The sequence below is a fragment of the Bacillus sp. AR8-1 genome (assembly GCF_008042345.1).
GTDB classification, from domain to species: Bacteria; Bacillota; Bacilli; order Bacillales; family Bacillaceae_G; genus Bacillus_A; species Bacillus_A cereus.
On sequence record NZ_QNUB01000009.1, the window covers coordinates 1 to 19,724 of the forward strand.

Genomic DNA, 19,724 nt, shown 5'->3' on the forward strand with positions numbered 1-19,724 from the left:
CGTTACTTTTTCGTTCATGTCTATTTGTTAATTTATTATAGTTATCAACTTTTTAAAAAGCAAGCCTATTTTTACTAACTATTTTCAAGAATTTTTTTTATTATATTTCACAATATCATTATGCAACCGCCACTCAATTTACCTATTTTGTTATTTCTCCAGTTTATAAATCAACGGTTCACATATAAATTCCCCATTCTAAAACCCGTACATATCCGCTCTATAAAACTATATTAATAAAATTTTTAATACAATCTTTTTGTATAACTTTCTTCTAAAGAACGTGCAACATCTTCTTCTGAAGTATTCACTTTCGCATGCTCCAGCAACATTTTTGCTGCTGATGGTAACTCTTTTTTATTTAACCAAGATTCTGGATCCCACATCTTAGAACGAATAAACGCTTTTGCACAATGAATATAACACTCTTCTATTTCAACAACAATTCCAAGCAACGGATTGCGTCCATTCGCCTGCATTTCTTTCAAAATTTCTTCGTCGTTTGTAATATACGCTCGGCCATTTATTCTGAGTGTCTCCCCAAGACCTGGAATAAAAAAGATTAGTCCTACATGTGGATTTGAAATAATATTCAAAATGGAGTCTATACGACGATTGCCCGGTCTTTCTGGAATGATAATTTTATTATTATTTAATACGTATACAAATCCAGGTGCATCTCCTCTCGGCGAAGCATCACACTCTCCTGATTTATTTGCAGTAGATAATACTAGAAAAGGAGATTTAGACAGAAAATCTACGCAATGGTGGTCTAATGATGAAATAACTTTCTTTAACGCTCGCTCACTTGGTTGCCCCAATATTTTCCGTAACTCTTCCTCTGTTGAAATAATCGATTTTATTTCCGCACGCTCTATCCCCACTTATAACCACTCCTTTTTCTTTATTTTCCCAGAATTCAATACAAATATTGTATAATGAAATTTGCAGAAAGGGGAATTAAAATGACAGAGTGGTTAACAATATTTGATCCTGAAAGAAATACACTTGGGAAGAAATTACGTGATGAAGTGCATCGTGACGGTGATTGGCACGAAACATTTCATTGTTGGTTTGTAGAAAAAGATAATGAAGATATGTTTTTATATTTCCAATTACGCTCTAAAAATAAAAAAGAAGCTCCATGTATATGGGATATTACTTCAGCTGGACATATTATGCATGATGAAGATGTACAAATTGGTGGTCTTCGTGAAATTGAGGAAGAATTAGGGCTTTCCTTTCAAACTAATGATTTAACATACAAGGGAATCTTTAAAATAGATTATGAAATTTCAAATCTTACTGATCGCGAGTTTTGTCATATGTATTTTCACAACGTCATCAATCCACTTCCATTCGCACCAGGTGAAGAAGTAGACGATGTGATGAAAGTACATGCAACTTCTTTTCTACAACTATTAAAAGGAGAGATTTCATCTTTAACGACTATTTCAGTCTTAAACAATACACCGATTACGATAACATTTGAAGATATTTATCCGTATGACCTTGCATACTATGAATTTGTTATAGAGCAAGGAAAAGAATTATTAAAAAATAATAGTTTATAAATAAAATAGGACTCCTAGCATAATATTGCGTAGAGTCCTATTTTTTATTATTGTTCAAGTATTTTTAATCTACTCTCTACTTGTATAAATAAACGAATGATTAATAACAGCATAACCACTATAATCGCTATTATTGTATGTGGATATCTAAACAGTATACTAATAACACTTCCAATTAACATCATGATAAATCCGTTTTGCTTCATCACTTCTGCACTATACCTGTTACCCGCATCCCATAATTCCTTATTTTTCATAGATCGTTTCGTACGATAACCATATGCCGCATTAATATCGGTCGGTGGATTTTTTTGAAGAATAATTGCCGCAAGTATAAAAATAATACCAATCAATATGCTTATTCCTATGTTTACTAGTGCATCAATCAATTATATCCCCCCCTAACTTACACTTTCATTATACGACACACCCCTTATTTTTCCAATTTATAACACATTCACTTTCTTTCTTTCGATGTCTGGAACATACTTGGAAGTGTTACAAAACGTGCCCCTTTCGTTTTTAACTGCGGAATGATTTTGTCTAGTGCATCAACAGATCCTTGTAAATGCCCACCTGGAGTAGAATGCTGCAGTATGACACTACCTGGAAATGAATTCCCTAACACATTATTTGTAATCGTATCGGCACTTACACCTTTCCAATCAACTGTATCAACACTCCACTGTACAATCATAAAATTTTGCTCAGTTGCCCAATTCAATTGATTTTCAAGTATTTCACCATACGGTGGACGTATAAATTTAGGAGCATAGCCGGCTAAACGTTTTAATATTTCTTCCGTTTTTATAATTTGATTACGGTACTCAGCGTCATTTACTTTCGCTAAATTCGGATGACTGTACGTATGATTACCAATTACATGCCCTTCATTTGCAATACGCTTTACTACATTCGGAAATTTTTCTGCGTTTTCACCAAGTAAGAAAAAAGTAGCTTTTACATTATGTTGTTTTAACTTATCTAATATTTTTGGCGTGAATTCTGAATCTGGTCCATCATCAAATGTAAGAGCTACTTCCGCTTTATTATACGGTCCTGAAAATGCGTACGCATATTTTTCAACCCATGTAAATGGTGTCCACGATCCACGATCATCTGCTTTCATTTGTACTTCATAGCTTTGAGGGATATATGCGTATGGCAATGCGCTTATATAGTCTCCATAATAAAATGAGTTATATGGCATATAAGCATACGAAACATCTCGTTCTAGTCCCCATTGATATGGAGCAAACATTTCTGGCGAATAAAAATAATACATGATAAAAAACCTCCCTAAATTTTCATATGTGATTCATCTGCACTTTGTTAGAGAAATTGTTATTCATAAACAAAAATAAGACTGTCCTTAATTAGGACAGTCTTACTGCTTACTATTATTAATAAATCGATGTACTATCTTTTGGCAAAGCTTTCACATGTTTTAAATAGTTCGTCACTTTATCATCATCATCTTGCGGATATTGATATTCATATGTGTTAGCGATTTCGTTCGCCACTTCCCTAAATAAATCACCCATGACAAAGAATGACTCCCATATGTTTTCATATTCTGCATTAGAAAATGTTCTTTTAAATTGCACCCACATATCTTTTTCAATATATTGCTCGAAATGCTTTCCAAACTTCCCTGCATTAACTGTAAAATCTGTTTTCATACCAATATACCATTCTAGCATTACGATGAACATATCTCGCACTGGTCCCTCAAGCATTCCTTTTGCATAAGAAAGCTTTTCTCTCCATAGCCCTTTTGCCACATTCGTACTACACCACCAAAATTCATTACAACAATCCAAAAACTCTTTTTCTGTAGGCTTTTTTATTAAGTAATCTTTATCGCTTGCTGGCGGGAATCCTTCCATACAATTATCTTTATCGAGAAGTAATTTACTTAAACTATCTTGTCCAACGAACTTTTTTATTAACTCAACTGGAACTAGCGTTAAATCAATCCGATTCCCATCCATGAACTGCATCAAATACGGAAACTTCCCATCTTCATCTGGTTGAACTAACGACATTTCTTCTGGCATTTGTACTATCATTATTTCTCCAAATCTATGAACCCAATTATGATTAGACGTAAAAGATTGTATATCATTTACAACATACATAATATCATAGTCTTGAAAACAATCTCTTTTCACATTTGGATTTACACGCGATCCATTCATGATAACTGCTCGAATTCTTCCATCCTCTTTTGCTGTATTAATAATTAAGTCTAGCATTTCTTTTTCAGTTCTCATCTACTTATAGCCTCCAATTTTTTGATATATAATATAGTGTTATGTATGTCGGAGGCCCACGAGCTAATCTCGTTATACAAGATACATGTTATAATTTTTCAAACATCTTTTTCATTCTATCTATCTCCTTACCTCATTCTTTTACGATTGCCATTACAAATCCATCGTATCCCTTACTTCCGACAGTTTGAAGCGCTGTAGCACTAACACGTGGCTCAGCAGCTATTAATTCATAGAAACGACGTATCCCTTGTACACGAGGATCGGTACTAGTATTGTCAATAACTTCTCCTTCACGTACTACGTTATCCCCAATAATTACAGTACCCGGTCGTGATAGTTTTAGTGCCCATTCAAAATAAGCAGGGTTATTTTGTTTATCAGCATCTATAAAAATAAAATCAAACGGTTCATACTTCTCGTTTTCTATTTGTTGTAAAGAATCTAACGCTAATCCTGTTCGTATTTCAATTTTATCAGTCAAATTAGCACGCTCAATATTGCTACGTGCAATTTCAGCATGTTTTTCACTTGCTTCCAATGTAACAACTCGGCCTCCAGATGGCAATGCTCTAGCAAGCCATATCGTGCTATACCCGCCTAGCGTGCCAATTTCTAAAACATTACGAGCCCCTTGAATTTGTACTAATAATTGTAAAAACTTCCCTTGCGTTGGTGATACATCATGTGCTGGCAAATTAGCTGCAGCATTAGTTTGAAGAACCCCTTCTAATGTAGAATCTTTCGGTATTAATACATCACTCATATATTGATCAACAGCCGTCCATTTCTCAATTTCACTCATGCAAATACCATCCCTTTCAATTTCCCAATGCTTTCTACCATTCACTTTTAATTATACCGATAATTCTGTCTCGAATACAAAAAATAAAGAAGGGACATCTACCCCTTATAGAATAGATATCCCTTCTTTTAAAGTTAAATTTACTTCCTATGGATTAGTAGACCAAAGCCCAGCAGATTTAATAAATGTACGTTTATTTAATTTCAGCTGCGCTACGATAAATTCTGCAATATCTTCTGCTTGCATTACTTTATCAGGGTTTCCATCAGTTAATCCTAAATCAACAGCCATATCAGTTGCTACTGTACTTGGAGTTAAAGCTGTTACACGAATGTTATGTTTGCGAACTTCCATCGCTAACGATTCTGTTAAGCCAAGGACACCAAATTTAGAAGCACTATATGCACTTGTTACAGGTGCACCTTTTTGCCCTGCTGTAGATGAAATGTTAATGATATCACCAGATTGTTGTTCAATCATGCTCGGTAAAGCTGCACGAGTTGCATAGTATACACCCATTAAGTTTACTTGAATGATTTTTTCCCAATCAGCAACGTCTAGTTCTAAAAACTTACCGAATTTAGAAATACCAGCGTTATTAATTAAAATATCGATAGATCCTAAACCATTTTTTAACGTTTCAATCGCAGTTGTGACTTCTTCGTATGAAGAAACATCAGCAGTGGCAATAACAGCTTTTACACCTTCTGCTTCTACTTCTTTCGCTACAGCTTTTAAGTTTTCTTCTGAACGAGCTAATAAGCCTACATTTACGCCTTCTTTCGCTAATGCGATTGCTACAGCGCGACCAATCCCTCTACCTGCTCCTGTAATTAAAGCATTTTTACCTTGTAATAATTCTGCCAAGTATAACACTCCTTAATCATCTCAGTTATGTATTATATTAAAATTGTATCTATGTTTATGTAAAAAGGCAATGATGCACTTTCATGTGCGTAGGTTACTTGTAGGTAACTATAGAAAGGTTTTGTTTATAAGTTTCATGTTTTTACCATTATTCATGTAAAATAAAAACAAATCCAGCATAGGAGAGTGTATGTGTATGAAAAGAAAAAAATGGGTCTTGTTACTAACTGCAGTCGGACTATTTATCATTTTGTTTGCCCTGTACTTTATATTTGGTAATCCACTAAATTATAAAGTAATAGAAAAAGATACTAGCAATTATCTCCATATTAAAAAAGGTTATAAGCAAGAAGAAATGCAAGACATAACCGGAAAATATACTCCCATTTATAATATTGGCTATTATGCAACAGTAGTATATAAAGACGAACCATATTTTACATACTCTTATACATACGATGATAATAAAAAAATAATACAAGACAACGGTATTTTAGGAAGACATACTGAGTCATTTGAACATCTTAATTTAAACTGGTCGTTGTTTAACCAGTTAGTAGATGGTATTCATACAAACTTGCAAGGAAGAGGTTTAAGAGAAAAGAAAGATTATTCTATACGAAACGTTCAATTCATTGATATAGATGACGATAAAAACGGTGCAGAAGCATACGTTGACTTTAAGAAAGATAAAGAATCTGATTACTCATACCGTATGAATAGCGAAGGAAAAGCTTATCAATATAATTGCAGTAACGGTAAATGCATTTTTAAAGAAAAATAGTGTTAGAAGGCTCTCCTTCTAACACTATTTTTCTTCATAATTAGGAATACACACAATAAATTCTGTTCCATTTCCTTCTTCACTCTCTACTTTTATCTCTCCTTGATGAAGGTCGAGTACTTTCTTTACAATAGCTAAACCTAAGCCACTTCCTCCATAGGCACGATTTCGTGAAGAATCCGCTTTATAAAAACGCTCAAAAATATGTTGTTTCTGTTCTTCTGATATACCGATTCCCGAATCATGGATGCGCACTTCCACTACTGTTTCATGTTCCTTTAACTGGATAGTAATCGTGCCACCGCTTGAAGTAAATTTAATACTATTATGAATTAAATTAATCCACACTTGACTCATACTTTCTTGGTCAGCAATAACATGTACTTTTTCTAAATCTAGTTCTAACTCGATTTCTTTTTCAGCCCAGAGCGGTTCACTATTTAACACAATTTGCTTTAACTGCTGATCTAATCGATAACTCACTCTTTCTGGTATATACTCTTCTGATTCTAAAAGAGTTAGCTTCAATAAGTTTTGACTTAGTTTAGATAATCTCGTTGTTTCAGTTTCAATAATGGTAAGATAATGTTTTCTTTTTTCCTCAGAAAGATTATCGTCTTGTAGTGCTCTAGCAAACCCTTTTATAGAAGTTAATGGTGACTGTATTTCATGAGAAACATTCGATACAAATTCTTGTCTCATTTTCTCCATCGTATTCAGTTCATCTGTCATATCATTTATACTTTTTACGAGCACACCAATTTCTCCATCATACTTTTCTTCATTTCGTATTTTTACGGAGAAGTCTCCTTTTGCAATTTTTTGTATCGGTTCAATAATAGTCCAAATCATTGCCTCTCGTTTTGGCCTCATTAATATTCCAATTAATGTCCAAATAAGAATAATAAATACAAAACCGACCATATCACTAATTAGAAAGGCAACAAATGGCGATACGTTTACGTCAAAAGCATTCAATATACTAGTTGCTACATAAAATGCGATAGACCAAATGATAGTAAGAAAAGAAAAGAGCGCTAATACCGCTCCAAATACTTTCAGCATCTTCAACTTACTCATTCGTTTTCTTTTTCTCATTTACTTACCTCTAAGCGATACCCTAATCCTCTTATTGTTTTAATACTAAATTTCGACTGCTCTTCTTGAAACTTCTCACGTAACCGATTAATATGAACGTCTAGTGTACGTTCATTCCCTTCAAAATCATATCCCCATATTTCTTCAATTAATTGCTCTCTCGAACAAGTTCTTCCCGATTTAGACCCTAAAGTAAAAAGCAGCTCAAATTCTTTTAACGGTAACATAACCGTTTGTTCTCCAGATGTAACTTCGAATGTTTTACGATTTAATAATACATTTCCAACTTGAATCGATTGTGAAACTGTAATTTGGTAACGTTTCAATAATGCCTTTACTCTCACTACTAGTTCTATAGGATCAAAGGGCTTTACAAGATAATCATCTGTTCCAAGGTGAAATCCTTTTACTTTTTGTGATGTTTCCCCTTTGGCAGTTAGCATCAGAATCGGGATATCATAGTATTTTCTTAATTCAAAACATACATCAAACCCATCCATATTCGGCATCATAATATCAAGAATAACCATATCGACTTTTACTTCGTCCATTTTCTGAAGTGCATCTATTCCATCAATTGCCTCATACGTTTGAAAACCTTCTCGTTCTAAAAATACAGAAACGAGTTCCCTAATGTGTGGATCGTCGTCTACTATTAAAATTTTAGGTATCAAAGGAACCATTTCCTTTCTACTTAGCATCTAATATATTTTTTTAAAATGCACCCTCTTTAATTTTCAATTGTTGTGTTGCAAACTCACGATACATATCATGCGTCTGTAATAATTCATCATGCGTACCACTACCTGTAAGATTCCCTTTTTCAATAAAGATAATTTTATCTGCATCTACAACAGTAGAAAGTCTATGCGCAATCACTAACGTTGTTCTGCCTTTCATTAAGTTATTTAACGCTTTTTGAACGACAGACTCAGATTTACTATCTAAGCTTGAAGTTGCCTCATCGAGCATAAGAATTTGCGGATTTCGAAGTAACGCTCGGGCAATGGCAATTCGCTGTCTTTGTCCACCAGAAAGCTTCACACCGCGTTCTCCAACTTCTGTTGCATAACCGTTTGGTAAGTCATGAATAAATGCATCAACATATGCCATTGCTGCTACTTTTTCAATTTCTTCATCCGTTACTTCGCCTTCAACGCCGTAACAAATATTATCACGAATCGTTCCATCGATTAACGGACTATCTTGTGATACGTAACCGATTTGACGTCGCCATGACTGTAATGAATAACTCGTAATTGATTCTTTTCCTAATTTAACGGCACCACTAGTTGGCTCATAAAAACGTTCCAGTAATGAGAATAACGTTGTTTTCCCACTACCACTTGGTCCTACAATCGCTGTCACTTTTCCAGATTCAATTGTGAAATCAATATTTCTCAAAACTTGCTCTTCTTCGTTATACTCAAAATGTACATTTTCAAGAACGATCGGTTGCTTAGCATTTGTCACTTTCACACCAGTTTCATGATCTTCTACTTTATATTCTAAAATCGTACTAATTCTTTCCGTTGCACCAATTGCCTTTTGGAATTGTGTAAAGAACATAGATAATTGACTCATCGGCATTACAATTTGAACTAAATACAAAATAAACGCTACAAGTTCACCAGTTGTTAATGCACCGCTAGAAACTCTCATCCCGCCATATCCTACGATAATAACAAGTAGTGCCATTAAAACAAACGACATAACTGGCGAAATTAATGCTTGCACTTTCCCTTCTTTCAAACCAAATTGTAATAACTTTTGTATACCTGTATTACCCGTTTCATATTCTCTTTTTTCTGTATTTGAAGATTTCACTAAACGAATTTCTGATAACACTTGCGTTAACACACTTGTAAAAGATGCCGTTTCATCTTGAAGCGCTTTTGAAATCTTATACATTTTTCGTCCAAGTGGAACTAAAATTAATACAGACAACGGAATAACCGTTAAAAGTAACGCAGTCATTTTCCAATCTAACACAAATAATACAATTAACGATCCAACAATTGAAATACCACCTGTTAATAAGTTTGACAAATGCTCAGAAATTAACGTTTTCACAACACCTGTATCATTCGTCATACGGCTAATGGTATCACCTGTTCTATTTTGATCGTAATAAGATACCGGCAAGATAAGTACCTTTTTCCACAAACGTTCTCTTAGTCCCGCTACAATCTTCTGCCCAATATAATTTAGTAAATATATAGACAATCCTGCCGCAATAGTTTGCATTACAAAGAAAGCAACTAACCCAACAATTTGTCCTGCACTAATTGAAGAAAGCGAAAAATTATCTACTAATCCTTTTGTTAGCATAGGAATAAATAAACTCGCTCCCGTAGAAAGCAAACTCATTAATAACGCAAAAACTAAAATTCCTTTCGGAGGATTTGTATCTTGAATAAGGCGTAAAAACTGCCTCCAGCTCCCTTTTTTCTTCATTTCATTTCTAACTTCCATTCCTGTTCATCTCCTCGTGTTAAACCAAACTGTTCTTTCTAAAATTAGAATACGATACAAATGTAAACTGAATGTAAACACACTTTTTCTATTTTTACAAAATATACATAAAAACTCATCTTTACAACAGATATAAACATCTGATATTATTACCTGGTACTTAATATTATTCTATGTAAATTATAGATAAATAATTTACAACACGATATAAATCTCCAGCTAGTGAAAGGAGTATCCTTTTTGCAAACAAATATACATTCTGAAAAGGAAACAATTATTTTTATTCATGGATTAGTTGGCAATCGTCGCGCCTTCAAAAAGGAGCAAAAACGATTTTCTGCCTCCTACAACATTATAACTTATGACTTATTAGGTCACGGTGATGATAAAGGAGAAGCAATCGACTTTTCATTACAGCGTCTCGTAGATCAATTATTAAACTTATATGAACAAGAAGGTATTAAAAAAGCTCATATTTGTGCGCTAAGTTACGGCTGTTACATCTCTACAATTTTTGCACAAATGCATCCAGAAAAAGTATTAAGTATTTGTCATATTGGAGGACATTACAATAACCCTTCTCGCTTATATAGCGTATTCCAAAATTTTTGGGAGAAGCGAGGGGATGAATACTCTAAATGGCTCTCTCAATACGCAAATACTATTTTTCCAAGTGGTATACTAAAAGCAAATCCGTTTGCAGTCATTTCAAGAAATATTTACTACCGTTTCGGATTACAATTACATTCATCCATTATTGCCCAGTCATTACGACATCGGTTAGAATTCGATTTAAAGTCTAAATTAGAATCACTTCCTCACCCTATACTATGGGTAATGGGAGAGCATGATCATCTCTATAAATCTTGTCTATTTGATTTGAAATCTATTTTACCTAACGTTCTATATAAGGAAATACCTTTAGCAGGACATGCAGCGAACTTATTTCGTCCTAACTATTTCCATGACTTATATGATCGATTTTTAAATGGAAATTTAAAATAAAAACTATTAAACTTCCAATTTATACAATTATAAAAAGGCTTCCCAAGTTTCCTTGGAAAGCCTTTTCTCTATACGAAAAGTATATAAAACTACTTTTTCTTAGTATGCTTTTGTGTAACCTAATAGGTGCTTGCTCCAGTAAGAGTTACTTACAGAACTAATACGTACACCAGTTGCATCTGTTTCTGCACTAATGAACTGACCGTTTCCTAAGTAAACACCCATGTGAGAAGGACCTGATTTATAAGTATTTTGGAAGTATACTAAATCACCTGGTTGTGGATTGCTAGTTTTTGTTTTAGAGCTCCAGTATCCAGCAACTGTTTGACGAGCGCCTTTATGACCAGTTTGATTTAATACGTAGTGAATGAATCCACTGCAGTCAAAACCAGCAGGTGTTGTACCAGCATTTCTGTATGGTGAACCATTTAAAGATCTAGCGAATCCAGCGATTGAAGATGTATCTCCACCTGTTGTTGGTTTTTGTACGTCTTTACCTGGTTGTTGAACGTTATTTGTAACGTTATTGTTATTGTTATTTGTAACGTTGTTTACTCCGCCTTTTACAAACTTAACGAAGTCTGCACTTACGTAACCCGTGCGGCCGTTATGGTTAATTTTGTACCAACCATTTTCAGCGCCAGTAACGTTTAGTACTTTACCATTTGTTACTCCACCGATTACAGCGTTGTATGTAGCTGGGCCTGTACGTACTTTTAAAGCACCAGTGTTAACAACATAAGAACCACCAGTTTGAACTGTTGTAGTATTGTTGTTTGTAGTTGGTTGTTGTGTTTCGTTAGATACAGCAGAACCACCTTTTGTTACGAAGTCTTTGCTTACGTATCCAGTTCCACCATTGAAGTTGATTTTAAACCAATCTTGTACTTCACCTACAACTTGTACTGTTTTACCTTTGTTTACAGAACCTAATACTGTATGAGATGTACTTGGGCCTGTACGTACGTTAAGTGAAGAAACGTTTACTGTGTAAGTACCTGTTCCTTGTTGAACAGTCGTTCCTGTTTTGCCACCAGTCGTTACGAAGTCACCACTTACATAACCTGTTTGACCATTTACGTTTACTTTGAACCAACCGTTTTCTTGTCCAACTACTTGTAGCACTTGACCTGATTTCACTTTAGAAATAACGTTATGTCCTGTACCAGCACCTGAACGAACATTTAATACATCAGCAGTTACTGTGTATTTTAATTCAGAAGTTGTTTCTACAGTTTTTGTTTCAGTTACAGTCGTTTGAGTTTGAGTTTGAGTTTGTCCATTAATTTCTTTTAGCGCTTCATTTGAAACTTGTGCATGAGCAGAATCCATTCCTGGAACTGCAACGCCAGCTACAGAAGCTGCTGCTAAACCTGCAATTACTTTTTTCATAAGTTGTCTTTACTTCCTTTCCCTACTATCCTCTTAAAAAAAACTTAAAACTTTAATACTTTACAATATTATCAAAGTAAAATATTCATCCAGTTCCATTTTTTAGCAAGAGTTTTATTTTTCACACAGAGTTCATTTTAAATGAACAAAGTGAAATCCGTGTGAACTTCATGTGAACTTTATCATTAATTATAGTGTTTTTGCAATGATTTTTTCAAATTTCTTATATATCGCATGAAAATTCGACATTTCATTTAATATCTCAATATAAAACATCGCTTTTCTATCTTCTATAAAAAATTCTATTAACCTAATACAAACCACATTATGTATTTCCTTATAAAGCTCCTTACATGAAGTATACTTTCATCATGACAAAAATCACTCTATTTATCAATAGTATAATATTTTTAGAAAACTAAATTTCTATACTATCTACAATTTTGAAATAATTTGACGAATTGTAAGATTTATTTCATAAAAACCATTTCTCCTTTACAGAAAACACACACTATACCAACTGTTTTCTTTTCCGATAATGGAATTTATAGGATAATCATAGTATTATATATCATAATAAAACTTTAATTAGTAAAGGTTTTATCCCCCCGCTAATTATTAACCCTCACTACTCGGGCTACCCATTAATGCGGAATTTTATTGGAATAAAAAGAGGAGGCATATTTGTGAGAAATATAATAGATGATCCAATACAAAAAAATATAGAGCCATACTATGCTTTTATTCAATTCGTTTCAATGATAACATTACAAAAAGTATCAGCTATTGAAATACGTAAAAATGAATTAAAAAATCAGATGAAAAATGCTGGACAAAAAAACCCTTATTACGTATAAAAAAGGTGAACAGGTTATATTCCTGTTCACCTTTTATCAAATTATTTTATTTATAAATTTTCACACGGTTTTCTAACGGTTGGAATTCTTTTTCACCAGCATGTACTACCGGTTTACCAAATGGCATTTGCGCAGTGAGCTTCCAATTTGCTGGAACATCCCACTCTTTTCTCACTTCTTCATCAATTAGCGGATTGTAATGCTGCAACGTAGCACCAAACCCTTCAATTTCTAAAGCTGTCCAAATTGCAAATTGTAACATTCCTGATGATTGCTGAGACCAAGTTGGGAAATTATCTTTATATAATGCAAAGTTTGCTTGAAGGCCTTCCACAACTTCACTGTCTTCAAAATATAAAACCGTTCCATAACCACTTTTAAATGCATTCATTTTTTCTTCAGTAGGTGCAAAGTTATTTTCAGGTACAATTTTTCTTAATGTTTCTTTCGTAATATCCCATAATTTATCATGTTGTTCTCCTAATAAAACAACAACGCGAGCACTTTGAGAATTAAAAGCTGAAGGTGTATGTTTTACAGCATGATAAATCACTTCTTGAATTTTTTCATCAGAAACTACTTGCTCTTTACTAATTGCATAAATAGATCTTCTGTCTTCAATTGCTGAGTAAAAATCTTTTGCCATCATAATTCCCTCCAATTTTCAATTGAGGCTATTTCATATGTATATGTCATATTACGCCCCTCAAACTTATTATTAATAAGCTTATAACTTTATAATATCACAGCAACAAATAAACTCAAATGATAACACTTGTATTTAGAATCTTTTTCCTTTTTAAAGTTAAAATAAAAAGACCGTTTGTTGTTATCTAAAATTAGTAACAACAAACAGTCTTACTTATGTAGCGATCTAGATTCGTATTTTACTTACTTACTTACTTAATTAACTAATCCAAATGCATACGACATTAACTTATTTGTCTCTGTAAAACGTTTTGTTTTACTTGATGTCCCCATGACTACTGTAATAATTCTGTTATCACCTTGCTTGGCAGTCCCAGTAAAACAATATCCTGCACTATCTGTAAATCCTGTTTTTAGTCCGTCCATTCCTTCTATATATAAACTTTTATTATTTTTGTTTAACATGTCGTTTGTGCTTATAACATTAATATTATTAAATGCTAGGTGACTTTGACGCAAGTGAGTCACTTCTAATATTTCCGGATAATCTTTTATAAGATGATACGCCAATTGTGCTACATCAGCAGCCGTCATTTTTGTTTCACTTCCATCTGGCTCTTGTAATCCAGAAGCATTTGCAAATTTAGCATGTTCCGACATTTTTAACTGTTTCGCTTTTGCATCCATAAGCTGAACGAAATCTTTCTCCGATTTTGCCATATGTTCTGCTAAAGCCACAGCTGAATTATTAGCTGACTCAATCATTAATGCATGATATAAATCTTTAACAGTTAATGTGTCATTAACTTGTACTGGGATTCTCGCTCCCTCTGTTTGTGCCGCCTTCGCACTCATTTTAACTGGATCTTCCCAGCGAACTTTCCCGTTATGTATACTCTCTAGTAGGAGATACGCTGTCATCATCTTAGACATACTAGCCGGTGCAAAAGCTTCATTTTCATTATATTGATAAATAATATCTCCATCACTCGCATCGATAATCATAGCCGCTTTTGCGTTAATTTCTGGTGGGATGTACTTTGGCGGGACTACTTTTTCAGTAAATCCTGCTTTAGGTAGTTCTGCCACTTGCAAAGGTTGTCCTTCTACATTCGCTACGCTCTTTTGATTTCCTTGGAATAAGAACCAACATATCCCTAAAATAATGACTAATAGGACTGTCATCCTTCCCCATTTTAACCGATTCATTTCAAAACTCCTTTAGCAAACCTTTTATACACTCACATTTAACCTTAACAACAATTCCTTTATACAGTCAAGGTAAAAAGTATATTTATTCATATACAGGAATTATTATTTTAATTTGTTTATGTTACACTTATAATACTGAAATATAAGAATATTCAACAATAAAATCTTGTAAATAAACTATTTAATAGAAGGGATTCATACAAATGCTACTTCCAAAATCATTAAAATATGGAGACACAATTGGGATCTACTCCCCTTCTTCACCAGTAACCTACACTTCTCCAAAAAGATTTGAACGAGCAAAATCTTACTTACAACAGAAAGGGTTTCGTATATTAGAAGGTTCATTAACAGGTCGATATGATTTTTATCGTTCTGGTAGTATACAAGAGCGTGCTGATGAACTAAATGCCTTGATAAGAAACCCTAATATTTCTTGTATTATGTCAACAATTGGTGGGATGAATTCAAATTCAATATTACCTTATATTGATTATGACGCTTTTCTAAATAACCCTAAAATAATGATTGGATATTCAGATGCAACTGCTTTATTACTAGGAATTTATGCTAAAACAGGAATCCCTACATTTTATGGGCCCGCTCTCGTCCCTTCCTTTGGCGAATTTGAACCTTTTGTTAACTGCACATACAAATATTTTGCAGAAACTTTACTACATGATCAATCTCTTCCTTATCATATAAAACAACCATTATTTTGGTCAGATGAATTTATTAATTGGGAAGAAAAGACGAAGGAGAAAGAACTTCGACCAAACAATTGGATTTCAGTAATTGAAGGAAAAGCTACTGGGCGTATTATTGGCGGGAATTTAAACACGATACAAGGAATTTGGGCTAGCCCCTATATGCCACATATTCAAGAAGGCGATATTCTCTTTATTGAGGACAGTTCAAAAGATGCAGCTACTATCGAAAGAAGCTTTTCATTCCTTAAAATTAACGGTGTATTTGATAAAATTTCAGGTATCATTCTTGGAAAACATGAGCAATTTGATGATTGTGGTACAAATCGAAAACCTTTTGAAATACTGTTGGAAGTACTTCAAAATCAAAAAATTCCTTTTCTAGCTGACTTCGATTGTTGTCATACACATCCAATGATTACTATACCTTTCGGTGTTCAAGTAGAGTTGGATGCAACAAATAAAACGATACATATTGTAGAATCTTGGAAAAAATGAATGCATGGCTTCTATTGTTTTACAATAAAAGCCATGATACTATATAATTTGGAATGTGAAAGATTAAACAAAATATATTTCTATATCTATCATTAAAAAAACAGGTATAAATAGATATTTATATGTAAAAGAGAGTGAATAAATGAAACCAACTATTAAAAATTATGTATTTTTACATGTAGCTTTTTTGATATATTCTATCATTATGGTTTACATGAAATGGGCAGCTCAATTTCCAATTGCTTCAATCTCATTTTTTGTTGCTTATTTCGGACTAGTTATACTTTTATTCGGATATGCAATTTTATGGCAACAAGTAATTAAACATTTCGAAATTTCAAAAGCATATTCACATCGAGGGATTATTATACTATGGTCAATGCTTTGGTCAGTATTTCTATTTGGAGATACAATTCAGTGGAATCATTTACTTGGTGCAGCTATTATTATCGTCGGAATTGTGGTGGTGACAAAAGATGAATAGTTATATGCTATTGTTTATTTTCGGGATAATTTTAGCAAATTACTCACAAATATTATTAAAAAAAGCTACTTTACAACAATACGATTCTAGAATAAAAGAATATGTGAATCCTTATGTTATTATCGGTTACTCTTTATTTGTACTTAATGCTGGATTAAATGTAATCGCCATGAAGGGCATGGAATTAAAACAAGCATCAGCATTAGAATCCTTAAGTTATATCATCATATTAATTTTCGGTTGGTATTTCCTAGGGGAAAAAATAACGAAACGTAAACTCATCGGCAACATGATTATTATCGTTGGTGTAATCGTTTATTGTATCCAATAACAAAAAGCTCCGTTTGTAACAAACGGAGCTTTTTGTTATTGACCTAAATTTTGCACCTTATCTTTCAAATCACGAACTTGATCTATCGTCTGCATGAGCTCTGAGTTTTTAAATTGCTCTACGTCCATTTTTCCTTCCTCTATCTTTTTCATAGACGTATCAATTAACGAATTTAGCTTTTCATTATATCCAACAATTTGTTGATGAAGATCCTTCGCTACATCTGGTGGCGTTAATTCATTGAAAGCTGGTATATCTTGTTTAATTTCATTCAGCTTCGTTTCTAATTCTTTTCGAGCTGTCCCATCGTTAATAGCTTTCTCTGCTAATGCCGGTGCTTCATTTGCAAATGCGCTTATTTCATTTACATAGTCTGTCGCCTTTTGAGCATAATCTATAGAGTTCTTTCCTTCCTCCACTATTGAACATCCCATTAAACCAATTGAAACTATAAATACTAATAAAATTGATTTTATTTTCATTTCAGACTCCCTTCGTCTTTATAATTGTCTATAATTTTCTCTATCATAACTTCTAGCTAAATTGCTTACAACCTTTTTTCAAATAGCTATTTATACTCTTACATGCCCTATTATTGTTACAACATCTATTTCTATATGTACGCTTATAATATCTTCAATTATATCCATATATCCTTGTCCTATAGCTGCTCCATAGTGTAATGTAATCCCCTTCTTTTCATACACTGACTGTGGCACTGAAAAAATAAATCTCCTCAAGTTTCTTTCATCAGCTGGTTCCATAATTAAAACAATCCCATCCTCATCAAACATATACGCTCGCCCTCCAACTTTACATTCACTATGGCTCAGTATTGCCTTGGTCAGCAAAATTTAAAACATAATAAGTTAAGATACACTCTGCTCTATCATAAAGTGAAACTTTAATCAGCTCCCACCTAATTTCTTTGCTTTCGCTGAATTTTGAGGTGAAGTCTTACTGCCCGGCAAATAGCGAGATAAAAATAAAAAGCATTCATTCTTTTTTATTAAGAATGAATGCTTTTTAAAAAATCAATTTCCAACTCTAGCATCTTTTTTTGACGAGGTTTTACTTTCCTTACGGGAACTCCAGCGTAAATATACCAATCATCTAAACTCTCTTTTACCATACTCATCGCGCCGACTGCCGTACCTTCTCCTACAGTTACATTTGGAAAAATAATAGAATTAGCACCAATAATCACATGTTTTTTAAAAATAACTTTTCCTACTTTCACATTCCTATATTGATTCGGGACGGTTGGCCCCATTAATGTATTTCCACTGAAATCATCAAGTACTGCATATACGATTGTTTTAGCTGAAATGTTTGCAAAGTCATGCATTTCAATCCCAATTTCCCCTCCATATAACGCTGTATACGCCGAGATGTGCGAATAACTTCCAATTGTGATTTTACCACTTAAAATGCAAAAATCATCAATTCTTACATGATTGCCAACTGATATAGCACTCGGATTATATATACTTGCTTTTTTACTAACCAATACATTTTTCCCAACAGATAAAAATCCAATTTTCTTTAGTTCTTCTTGACTATAAAAACTATTCATCTACCGACACCACCTTCTGCTCTAAACAGATTACAATTTGCTCTACTAGTTCTTTCGTCATTCCTTCCCATAAAGGTAAACTTACGATTCGTTTTGCTATTTTATTCGTTTTTGTTAAATCTGTAGACTTATAGTTTTTAAAAAGAACTTGTTGGTGGCAAGATGGTGAAAAGTATAATCTAGCTTCTATTTTCTGTTTTTTCATTTCTTCTATTACTTGTATGTTGCGAACTTCTTCTGGACAAATGATAGGCATAAATTGGTGAATAACTGCTTCTGTCTTTTGGACTTTCCACCCTTTTTTCATTAACCCAGTATTTTGTAACAACTGTTTATACCATTCAGAAATACGGGTGCGTTCTTTTAATTTTTGATCCCACTTTTTTATAGTCGCAATCCCAATAGCTGCTACGTATTCAGACATTTTACAATTAAACCCCATCATCGTGCATTCACGATTTTTATCAAATCCGAAATTACCCATTCTTTTAATACGTTGTATATCTTCTTCGTTTTTACTATATATGAGCCCTCCTTCACCAATTCCGAACGGCTTTGTTGCATGAAAGCTATATACGATCATTCCACTAAAATCTTGACCGTAATGCATCCCTCCATTCATTAATCCAAATCCCGGCGCCGCATCTACGACAACCGGAATCCCCTTCTTCTCTAATTCTTCATATTCTTCTAAGTTCATCCATGATCCAAAGGTGGCGTACGGGACAACAATCGCAACCTCTTCTTTTAATTCTTCTATCTTATCCAAAAGTACCGTTTTATCCATATACCAATCATCTATTGAAATATCAATAAAGTAAGGTTCCAATCCACACCAAATAGCGGCTAAGGGAGTCGCAGGGAATGTAAAGCTAGGCATGAGAGCATACTTTCCCTTTCTTCTTTTCTTTAGTTGAATAGCCGCCATTAACCCTAACGTTGCGTTTGCTACTGTTGTAACAGCTCCCCTGTTTTGAAAAAATGACGACATAATTGTTTCCTCAAAACGTTGATTTATAGGTCCATAATTCGTATATATGTGAGATGTATCAATTTCCTTCAATTCGTCCAAATACTCACTTACAGGTACAGTTGAAGCACGTAAAAAAGGAATATTCTCCATATCTATCTATTC

The 19,724-nt window shown here is 33.6% G+C and carries 23 protein-coding genes; 7 read left to right on the top strand and 16 right to left on the bottom strand.

The window, feature by feature from the left end:
- Nucleotides 1-245: 245 nt before the first annotated feature.
- Entirely contained in the window at nucleotides 246-884 is a 639-nt protein-coding gene (locus DN400_RS05475; RefSeq protein ID WP_098256281.1) for a pyridoxamine 5'-phosphate oxidase family protein, read from the bottom strand.
- Nucleotides 885-965: 81 nt separating this feature from the next.
- On the opposite strand from DN400_RS05475, the gene DN400_RS05480 reads away from it, so the two are divergent.
- Nucleotides 966-1,574: an NUDIX hydrolase gene (locus DN400_RS05480; protein WP_000141352.1), complete on the top strand. Its 609-nt coding sequence runs from the start codon at nucleotides 966-968 to the stop codon at nucleotides 1,572-1,574.
- Nucleotides 1,575-1,621: 47 nt separating this feature from the next.
- Here DN400_RS05480 and DN400_RS05485 read toward each other — a convergent pair whose 3' ends face one another.
- The 5 genes from DN400_RS05485 to DN400_RS05505 all read right to left on the bottom strand — a co-directional run bounded on the left by DN400_RS05485 (nucleotide 1,622) and on the right by DN400_RS05505 (nucleotide 5,522).
- Nucleotides 1,622-1,960, bottom strand: a complete 339-nt coding sequence (locus tag DN400_RS05485) for an SdpI family protein (RefSeq protein WP_025118474.1) — start codon at nucleotides 1,958-1,960, stop codon at nucleotides 1,622-1,624.
- A 71-nt stretch (nucleotides 1,961-2,031) separates the two neighbouring features.
- Nucleotides 2,032-2,859 carry a peptidoglycan-N-acetylglucosamine deacetylase gene (locus tag DN400_RS05490; protein ID WP_000291203.1) on the bottom strand — a complete coding sequence of 276 codons (828 nt, stop codon included), beginning with the start codon at nucleotides 2,857-2,859 and terminating at the stop codon, nucleotides 2,032-2,034.
- Nucleotides 2,860-2,977: 118 nt separating this feature from the next.
- On the bottom strand, nucleotides 2,978-3,850 hold the full coding sequence (locus DN400_RS05495; protein WP_098255546.1) for an aminoglycoside 6-adenylyltransferase: 873 nt from the start codon (nucleotides 3,848-3,850) through the stop codon (nucleotides 2,978-2,980).
- 133 nt (nucleotides 3,851-3,983) lie between these two features.
- Nucleotides 3,984-4,655 carry an O-methyltransferase gene (locus DN400_RS05500; protein WP_071714413.1) on the bottom strand — a complete coding sequence of 224 codons (672 nt, stop codon included), beginning with the start codon at nucleotides 4,653-4,655 and terminating at the stop codon, nucleotides 3,984-3,986.
- Nucleotides 4,656-4,802: 147 nt separating this feature from the next.
- Complete coding sequence (locus DN400_RS05505) at nucleotides 4,803-5,522, bottom strand: 3-ketoacyl-ACP reductase (protein WP_000818985.1); 720 nt, start codon at nucleotides 5,520-5,522, stop codon at nucleotides 4,803-4,805.
- A 190-nt stretch (nucleotides 5,523-5,712) separates the two neighbouring features.
- Between DN400_RS05505 and DN400_RS05510 the strand changes: the two genes are divergently transcribed.
- Complete coding sequence (locus DN400_RS05510) at nucleotides 5,713-6,306, top strand: DUF3139 domain-containing protein (RefSeq protein ID WP_002093951.1); 594 nt, start codon at nucleotides 5,713-5,715, stop codon at nucleotides 6,304-6,306.
- 24 nt (nucleotides 6,307-6,330) lie between these two features.
- On the opposite strand, the gene hitS is transcribed toward DN400_RS05510, so the two are convergent.
- From hitS to DN400_RS05525, 3 genes are read right to left on the bottom strand one after another with little or no spacing between them, the layout of a single operon-like run.
- Nucleotides 6,331-7,404 carry an envelope stress sensor histidine kinase HitS gene (hitS, locus tag DN400_RS05515; RefSeq protein ID WP_071714416.1) on the bottom strand — a complete coding sequence of 358 codons (1,074 nt, stop codon included), beginning with the start codon at nucleotides 7,402-7,404 and terminating at the stop codon, nucleotides 6,331-6,333.
- A complete protein-coding gene (gene hitR / locus DN400_RS05520) occupies nucleotides 7,401-8,078 on the bottom strand; it encodes an envelope stress response regulator transcription factor HitR (RefSeq protein WP_071714450.1) in 678 nt (225 codons plus the stop codon). The genes hitS and hitR overlap by 4 nt, the downstream gene beginning before the upstream one ends.
- A 40-nt stretch (nucleotides 8,079-8,118) precedes the next feature.
- Entirely contained in the window at nucleotides 8,119-9,879 is a 1,761-nt protein-coding gene (locus DN400_RS05525; protein ID WP_065228668.1) for an ABC transporter ATP-binding protein, read from the bottom strand.
- 240 nt (nucleotides 9,880-10,119) lie between these two features.
- Here DN400_RS05525 and DN400_RS05530 point away from each other — a divergent pair, with 240 nt between their 5' ends.
- Nucleotides 10,120-10,884 (top strand): alpha/beta fold hydrolase, encoded by a 765-nt coding sequence (locus tag DN400_RS05530; RefSeq protein ID WP_065228667.1) that lies wholly within the window; start codon nucleotides 10,120-10,122, stop codon nucleotides 10,882-10,884.
- A 99-nt stretch (nucleotides 10,885-10,983) separates the two neighbouring features.
- Here the strand turns inward: DN400_RS05530 and entFM are convergent, their stop codons facing one another.
- Nucleotides 10,984-12,276 carry an enterotoxin EntFM gene (gene entFM, locus DN400_RS05535; protein WP_000755510.1) on the bottom strand — a complete coding sequence of 431 codons (1,293 nt, stop codon included), beginning with the start codon at nucleotides 12,274-12,276 and terminating at the stop codon, nucleotides 10,984-10,986.
- A gap of 686 nt (nucleotides 12,277-12,962) precedes the next feature.
- On the opposite strand from entFM, the gene DN400_RS05540 reads away from it, so the two are divergent.
- The gene (locus DN400_RS05540) at nucleotides 12,963-13,133 is read left to right on the top strand and encodes a hypothetical protein (protein WP_001244281.1); all 171 of its coding nucleotides are present in this window, start codon (nucleotides 12,963-12,965) and stop codon (nucleotides 13,131-13,133) included.
- A 46-nt stretch (nucleotides 13,134-13,179) separates the two neighbouring features.
- On the opposite strand, the gene DN400_RS05545 is transcribed toward DN400_RS05540, so the two are convergent.
- The gene (locus DN400_RS05545; protein WP_002093949.1) at nucleotides 13,180-13,782 is read right to left on the bottom strand and encodes a nitroreductase family protein; all 603 of its coding nucleotides are present in this window, start codon (nucleotides 13,780-13,782) and stop codon (nucleotides 13,180-13,182) included.
- Nucleotides 13,783-14,036: 254 nt separating this feature from the next.
- A complete protein-coding gene (locus DN400_RS05550; protein ID WP_098255544.1) occupies nucleotides 14,037-14,990 on the bottom strand; it encodes a D-alanyl-D-alanine carboxypeptidase family protein in 954 nt (317 codons plus the stop codon).
- Between the two features lie 206 nt (nucleotides 14,991-15,196).
- Here DN400_RS05550 and DN400_RS05555 point away from each other — a divergent pair, with 206 nt between their 5' ends.
- From DN400_RS05555 to DN400_RS05565, 3 genes are all read left to right on the top strand, one after another.
- Nucleotides 15,197-16,198, top strand: a complete 1,002-nt coding sequence (locus tag DN400_RS05555; RefSeq protein WP_023521717.1) for a S66 family peptidase — start codon at nucleotides 15,197-15,199, stop codon at nucleotides 16,196-16,198.
- Nucleotides 16,199-16,340: 142 nt separating this feature from the next.
- On the top strand, nucleotides 16,341-16,682 hold the full coding sequence (locus DN400_RS05560; RefSeq protein WP_000805130.1) for an EamA family transporter: 342 nt from the start codon (nucleotides 16,341-16,343) through the stop codon (nucleotides 16,680-16,682).
- A complete protein-coding gene (locus DN400_RS05565; protein ID WP_001089874.1) occupies nucleotides 16,675-17,013 on the top strand; it encodes an EamA family transporter in 339 nt (112 codons plus the stop codon). Before DN400_RS05560 ends, DN400_RS05565 begins: the two co-directional genes overlap by 8 nt.
- A 35-nt stretch (nucleotides 17,014-17,048) precedes the next feature.
- Here the strand turns inward: DN400_RS05565 and DN400_RS05570 are convergent, their stop codons facing one another.
- The 4 genes from DN400_RS05570 to DN400_RS05585 form a co-directional block, all read right to left on the bottom strand.
- Nucleotides 17,049-17,495: a DUF6376 family protein gene (locus tag DN400_RS05570; protein WP_000695205.1), complete on the bottom strand. Its 447-nt coding sequence runs from the start codon at nucleotides 17,493-17,495 to the stop codon at nucleotides 17,049-17,051.
- Between the two features lie 90 nt (nucleotides 17,496-17,585).
- Nucleotides 17,586-17,807, bottom strand: coding sequence for a hypothetical protein (locus tag DN400_RS05575; protein WP_000459105.1), 222 nt, complete (start codon nucleotides 17,805-17,807; stop codon nucleotides 17,586-17,588).
- Nucleotides 17,808-18,022: 215 nt separating this feature from the next.
- Complete coding sequence (locus DN400_RS05580) at nucleotides 18,023-18,589, bottom strand: acyltransferase (protein ID WP_001084183.1); 567 nt, start codon at nucleotides 18,587-18,589, stop codon at nucleotides 18,023-18,025.
- Nucleotides 18,582-19,712, bottom strand: coding sequence for an aminotransferase class I/II-fold pyridoxal phosphate-dependent enzyme (locus tag DN400_RS05585; protein ID WP_098255543.1), 1,131 nt, complete (start codon nucleotides 19,710-19,712; stop codon nucleotides 18,582-18,584). Before DN400_RS05585 ends, DN400_RS05580 begins: the two co-directional genes overlap by 8 nt.
- Nucleotides 19,713-19,724 lie beyond the last annotated feature (12 nt).

Bases quoted from the DNA above. Each gene is read 5' to 3' on its own strand.
- DN400_RS05480 (WP_000141352.1), top strand. From the start codon at position 966: ATGACAGAGTGGTTAACAATATTTGATCCTGAAAGAAATACACTTGGG.
- DN400_RS05490 (WP_000291203.1), bottom strand. From the start codon at position 2,859: ATGTATTATTTTTATTCGCCAGAAATGTTTGCTCCATATCAATGGGGA.
- DN400_RS05495 (WP_098255546.1), bottom strand. From the start codon at position 3,850: ATGAGAACTGAAAAAGAAATGCTAGACTTAATTATTAATACAGCAAAA.
- DN400_RS05500 (WP_071714413.1), bottom strand. From the start codon at position 4,655: ATGAGTGAAATTGAGAAATGGACGGCTGTTGATCAATATATGAGTGAT.
- DN400_RS05510 (WP_002093951.1), top strand. From the start codon at position 5,713: ATGTGTATGAAAAGAAAAAAATGGGTCTTGTTACTAACTGCAGTCGGA.
- hitS (WP_071714416.1), bottom strand. From the start codon at position 7,404: ATGAGAAAAAGAAAACGAATGAGTAAGTTGAAGATGCTGAAAGTATTT.
- DN400_RS05525 (WP_065228668.1), bottom strand. From the start codon at position 9,879: ATGGAAGTTAGAAATGAAATGAAGAAAAAAGGGAGCTGGAGGCAGTTT.
- entFM (WP_000755510.1), bottom strand. From the start codon at position 12,276: ATGAAAAAAGTAATTGCAGGTTTAGCAGCAGCTTCTGTAGCTGGCGTT.
- DN400_RS05545 (WP_002093949.1), bottom strand. From the start codon at position 13,782: ATGATGGCAAAAGATTTTTACTCAGCAATTGAAGACAGAAGATCTATT.
- DN400_RS05550 (WP_098255544.1), bottom strand. From the start codon at position 14,990: ATGAATCGGTTAAAATGGGGAAGGATGACAGTCCTATTAGTCATTATT.
- DN400_RS05555 (WP_023521717.1), top strand. From the start codon at position 15,197: ATGCTACTTCCAAAATCATTAAAATATGGAGACACAATTGGGATCTAC.
- DN400_RS05560 (WP_000805130.1), top strand. From the start codon at position 16,341: ATGAAACCAACTATTAAAAATTATGTATTTTTACATGTAGCTTTTTTG.
- DN400_RS05565 (WP_001089874.1), top strand. From the start codon at position 16,675: ATGAATAGTTATATGCTATTGTTTATTTTCGGGATAATTTTAGCAAAT.
- DN400_RS05570 (WP_000695205.1), bottom strand. From the start codon at position 17,495: ATGAAAATAAAATCAATTTTATTAGTATTTATAGTTTCAATTGGTTTA.
- DN400_RS05575 (WP_000459105.1), bottom strand. From the start codon at position 17,807: ATGTTTGATGAGGATGGGATTGTTTTAATTATGGAACCAGCTGATGAA.
- DN400_RS05580 (WP_001084183.1), bottom strand. From the start codon at position 18,589: ATGAATAGTTTTTATAGTCAAGAAGAACTAAAGAAAATTGGATTTTTA.
- DN400_RS05585 (WP_098255543.1), bottom strand. From the start codon at position 19,712: ATGGAGAATATTCCTTTTTTACGTGCTTCAACTGTACCTGTAAGTGAG.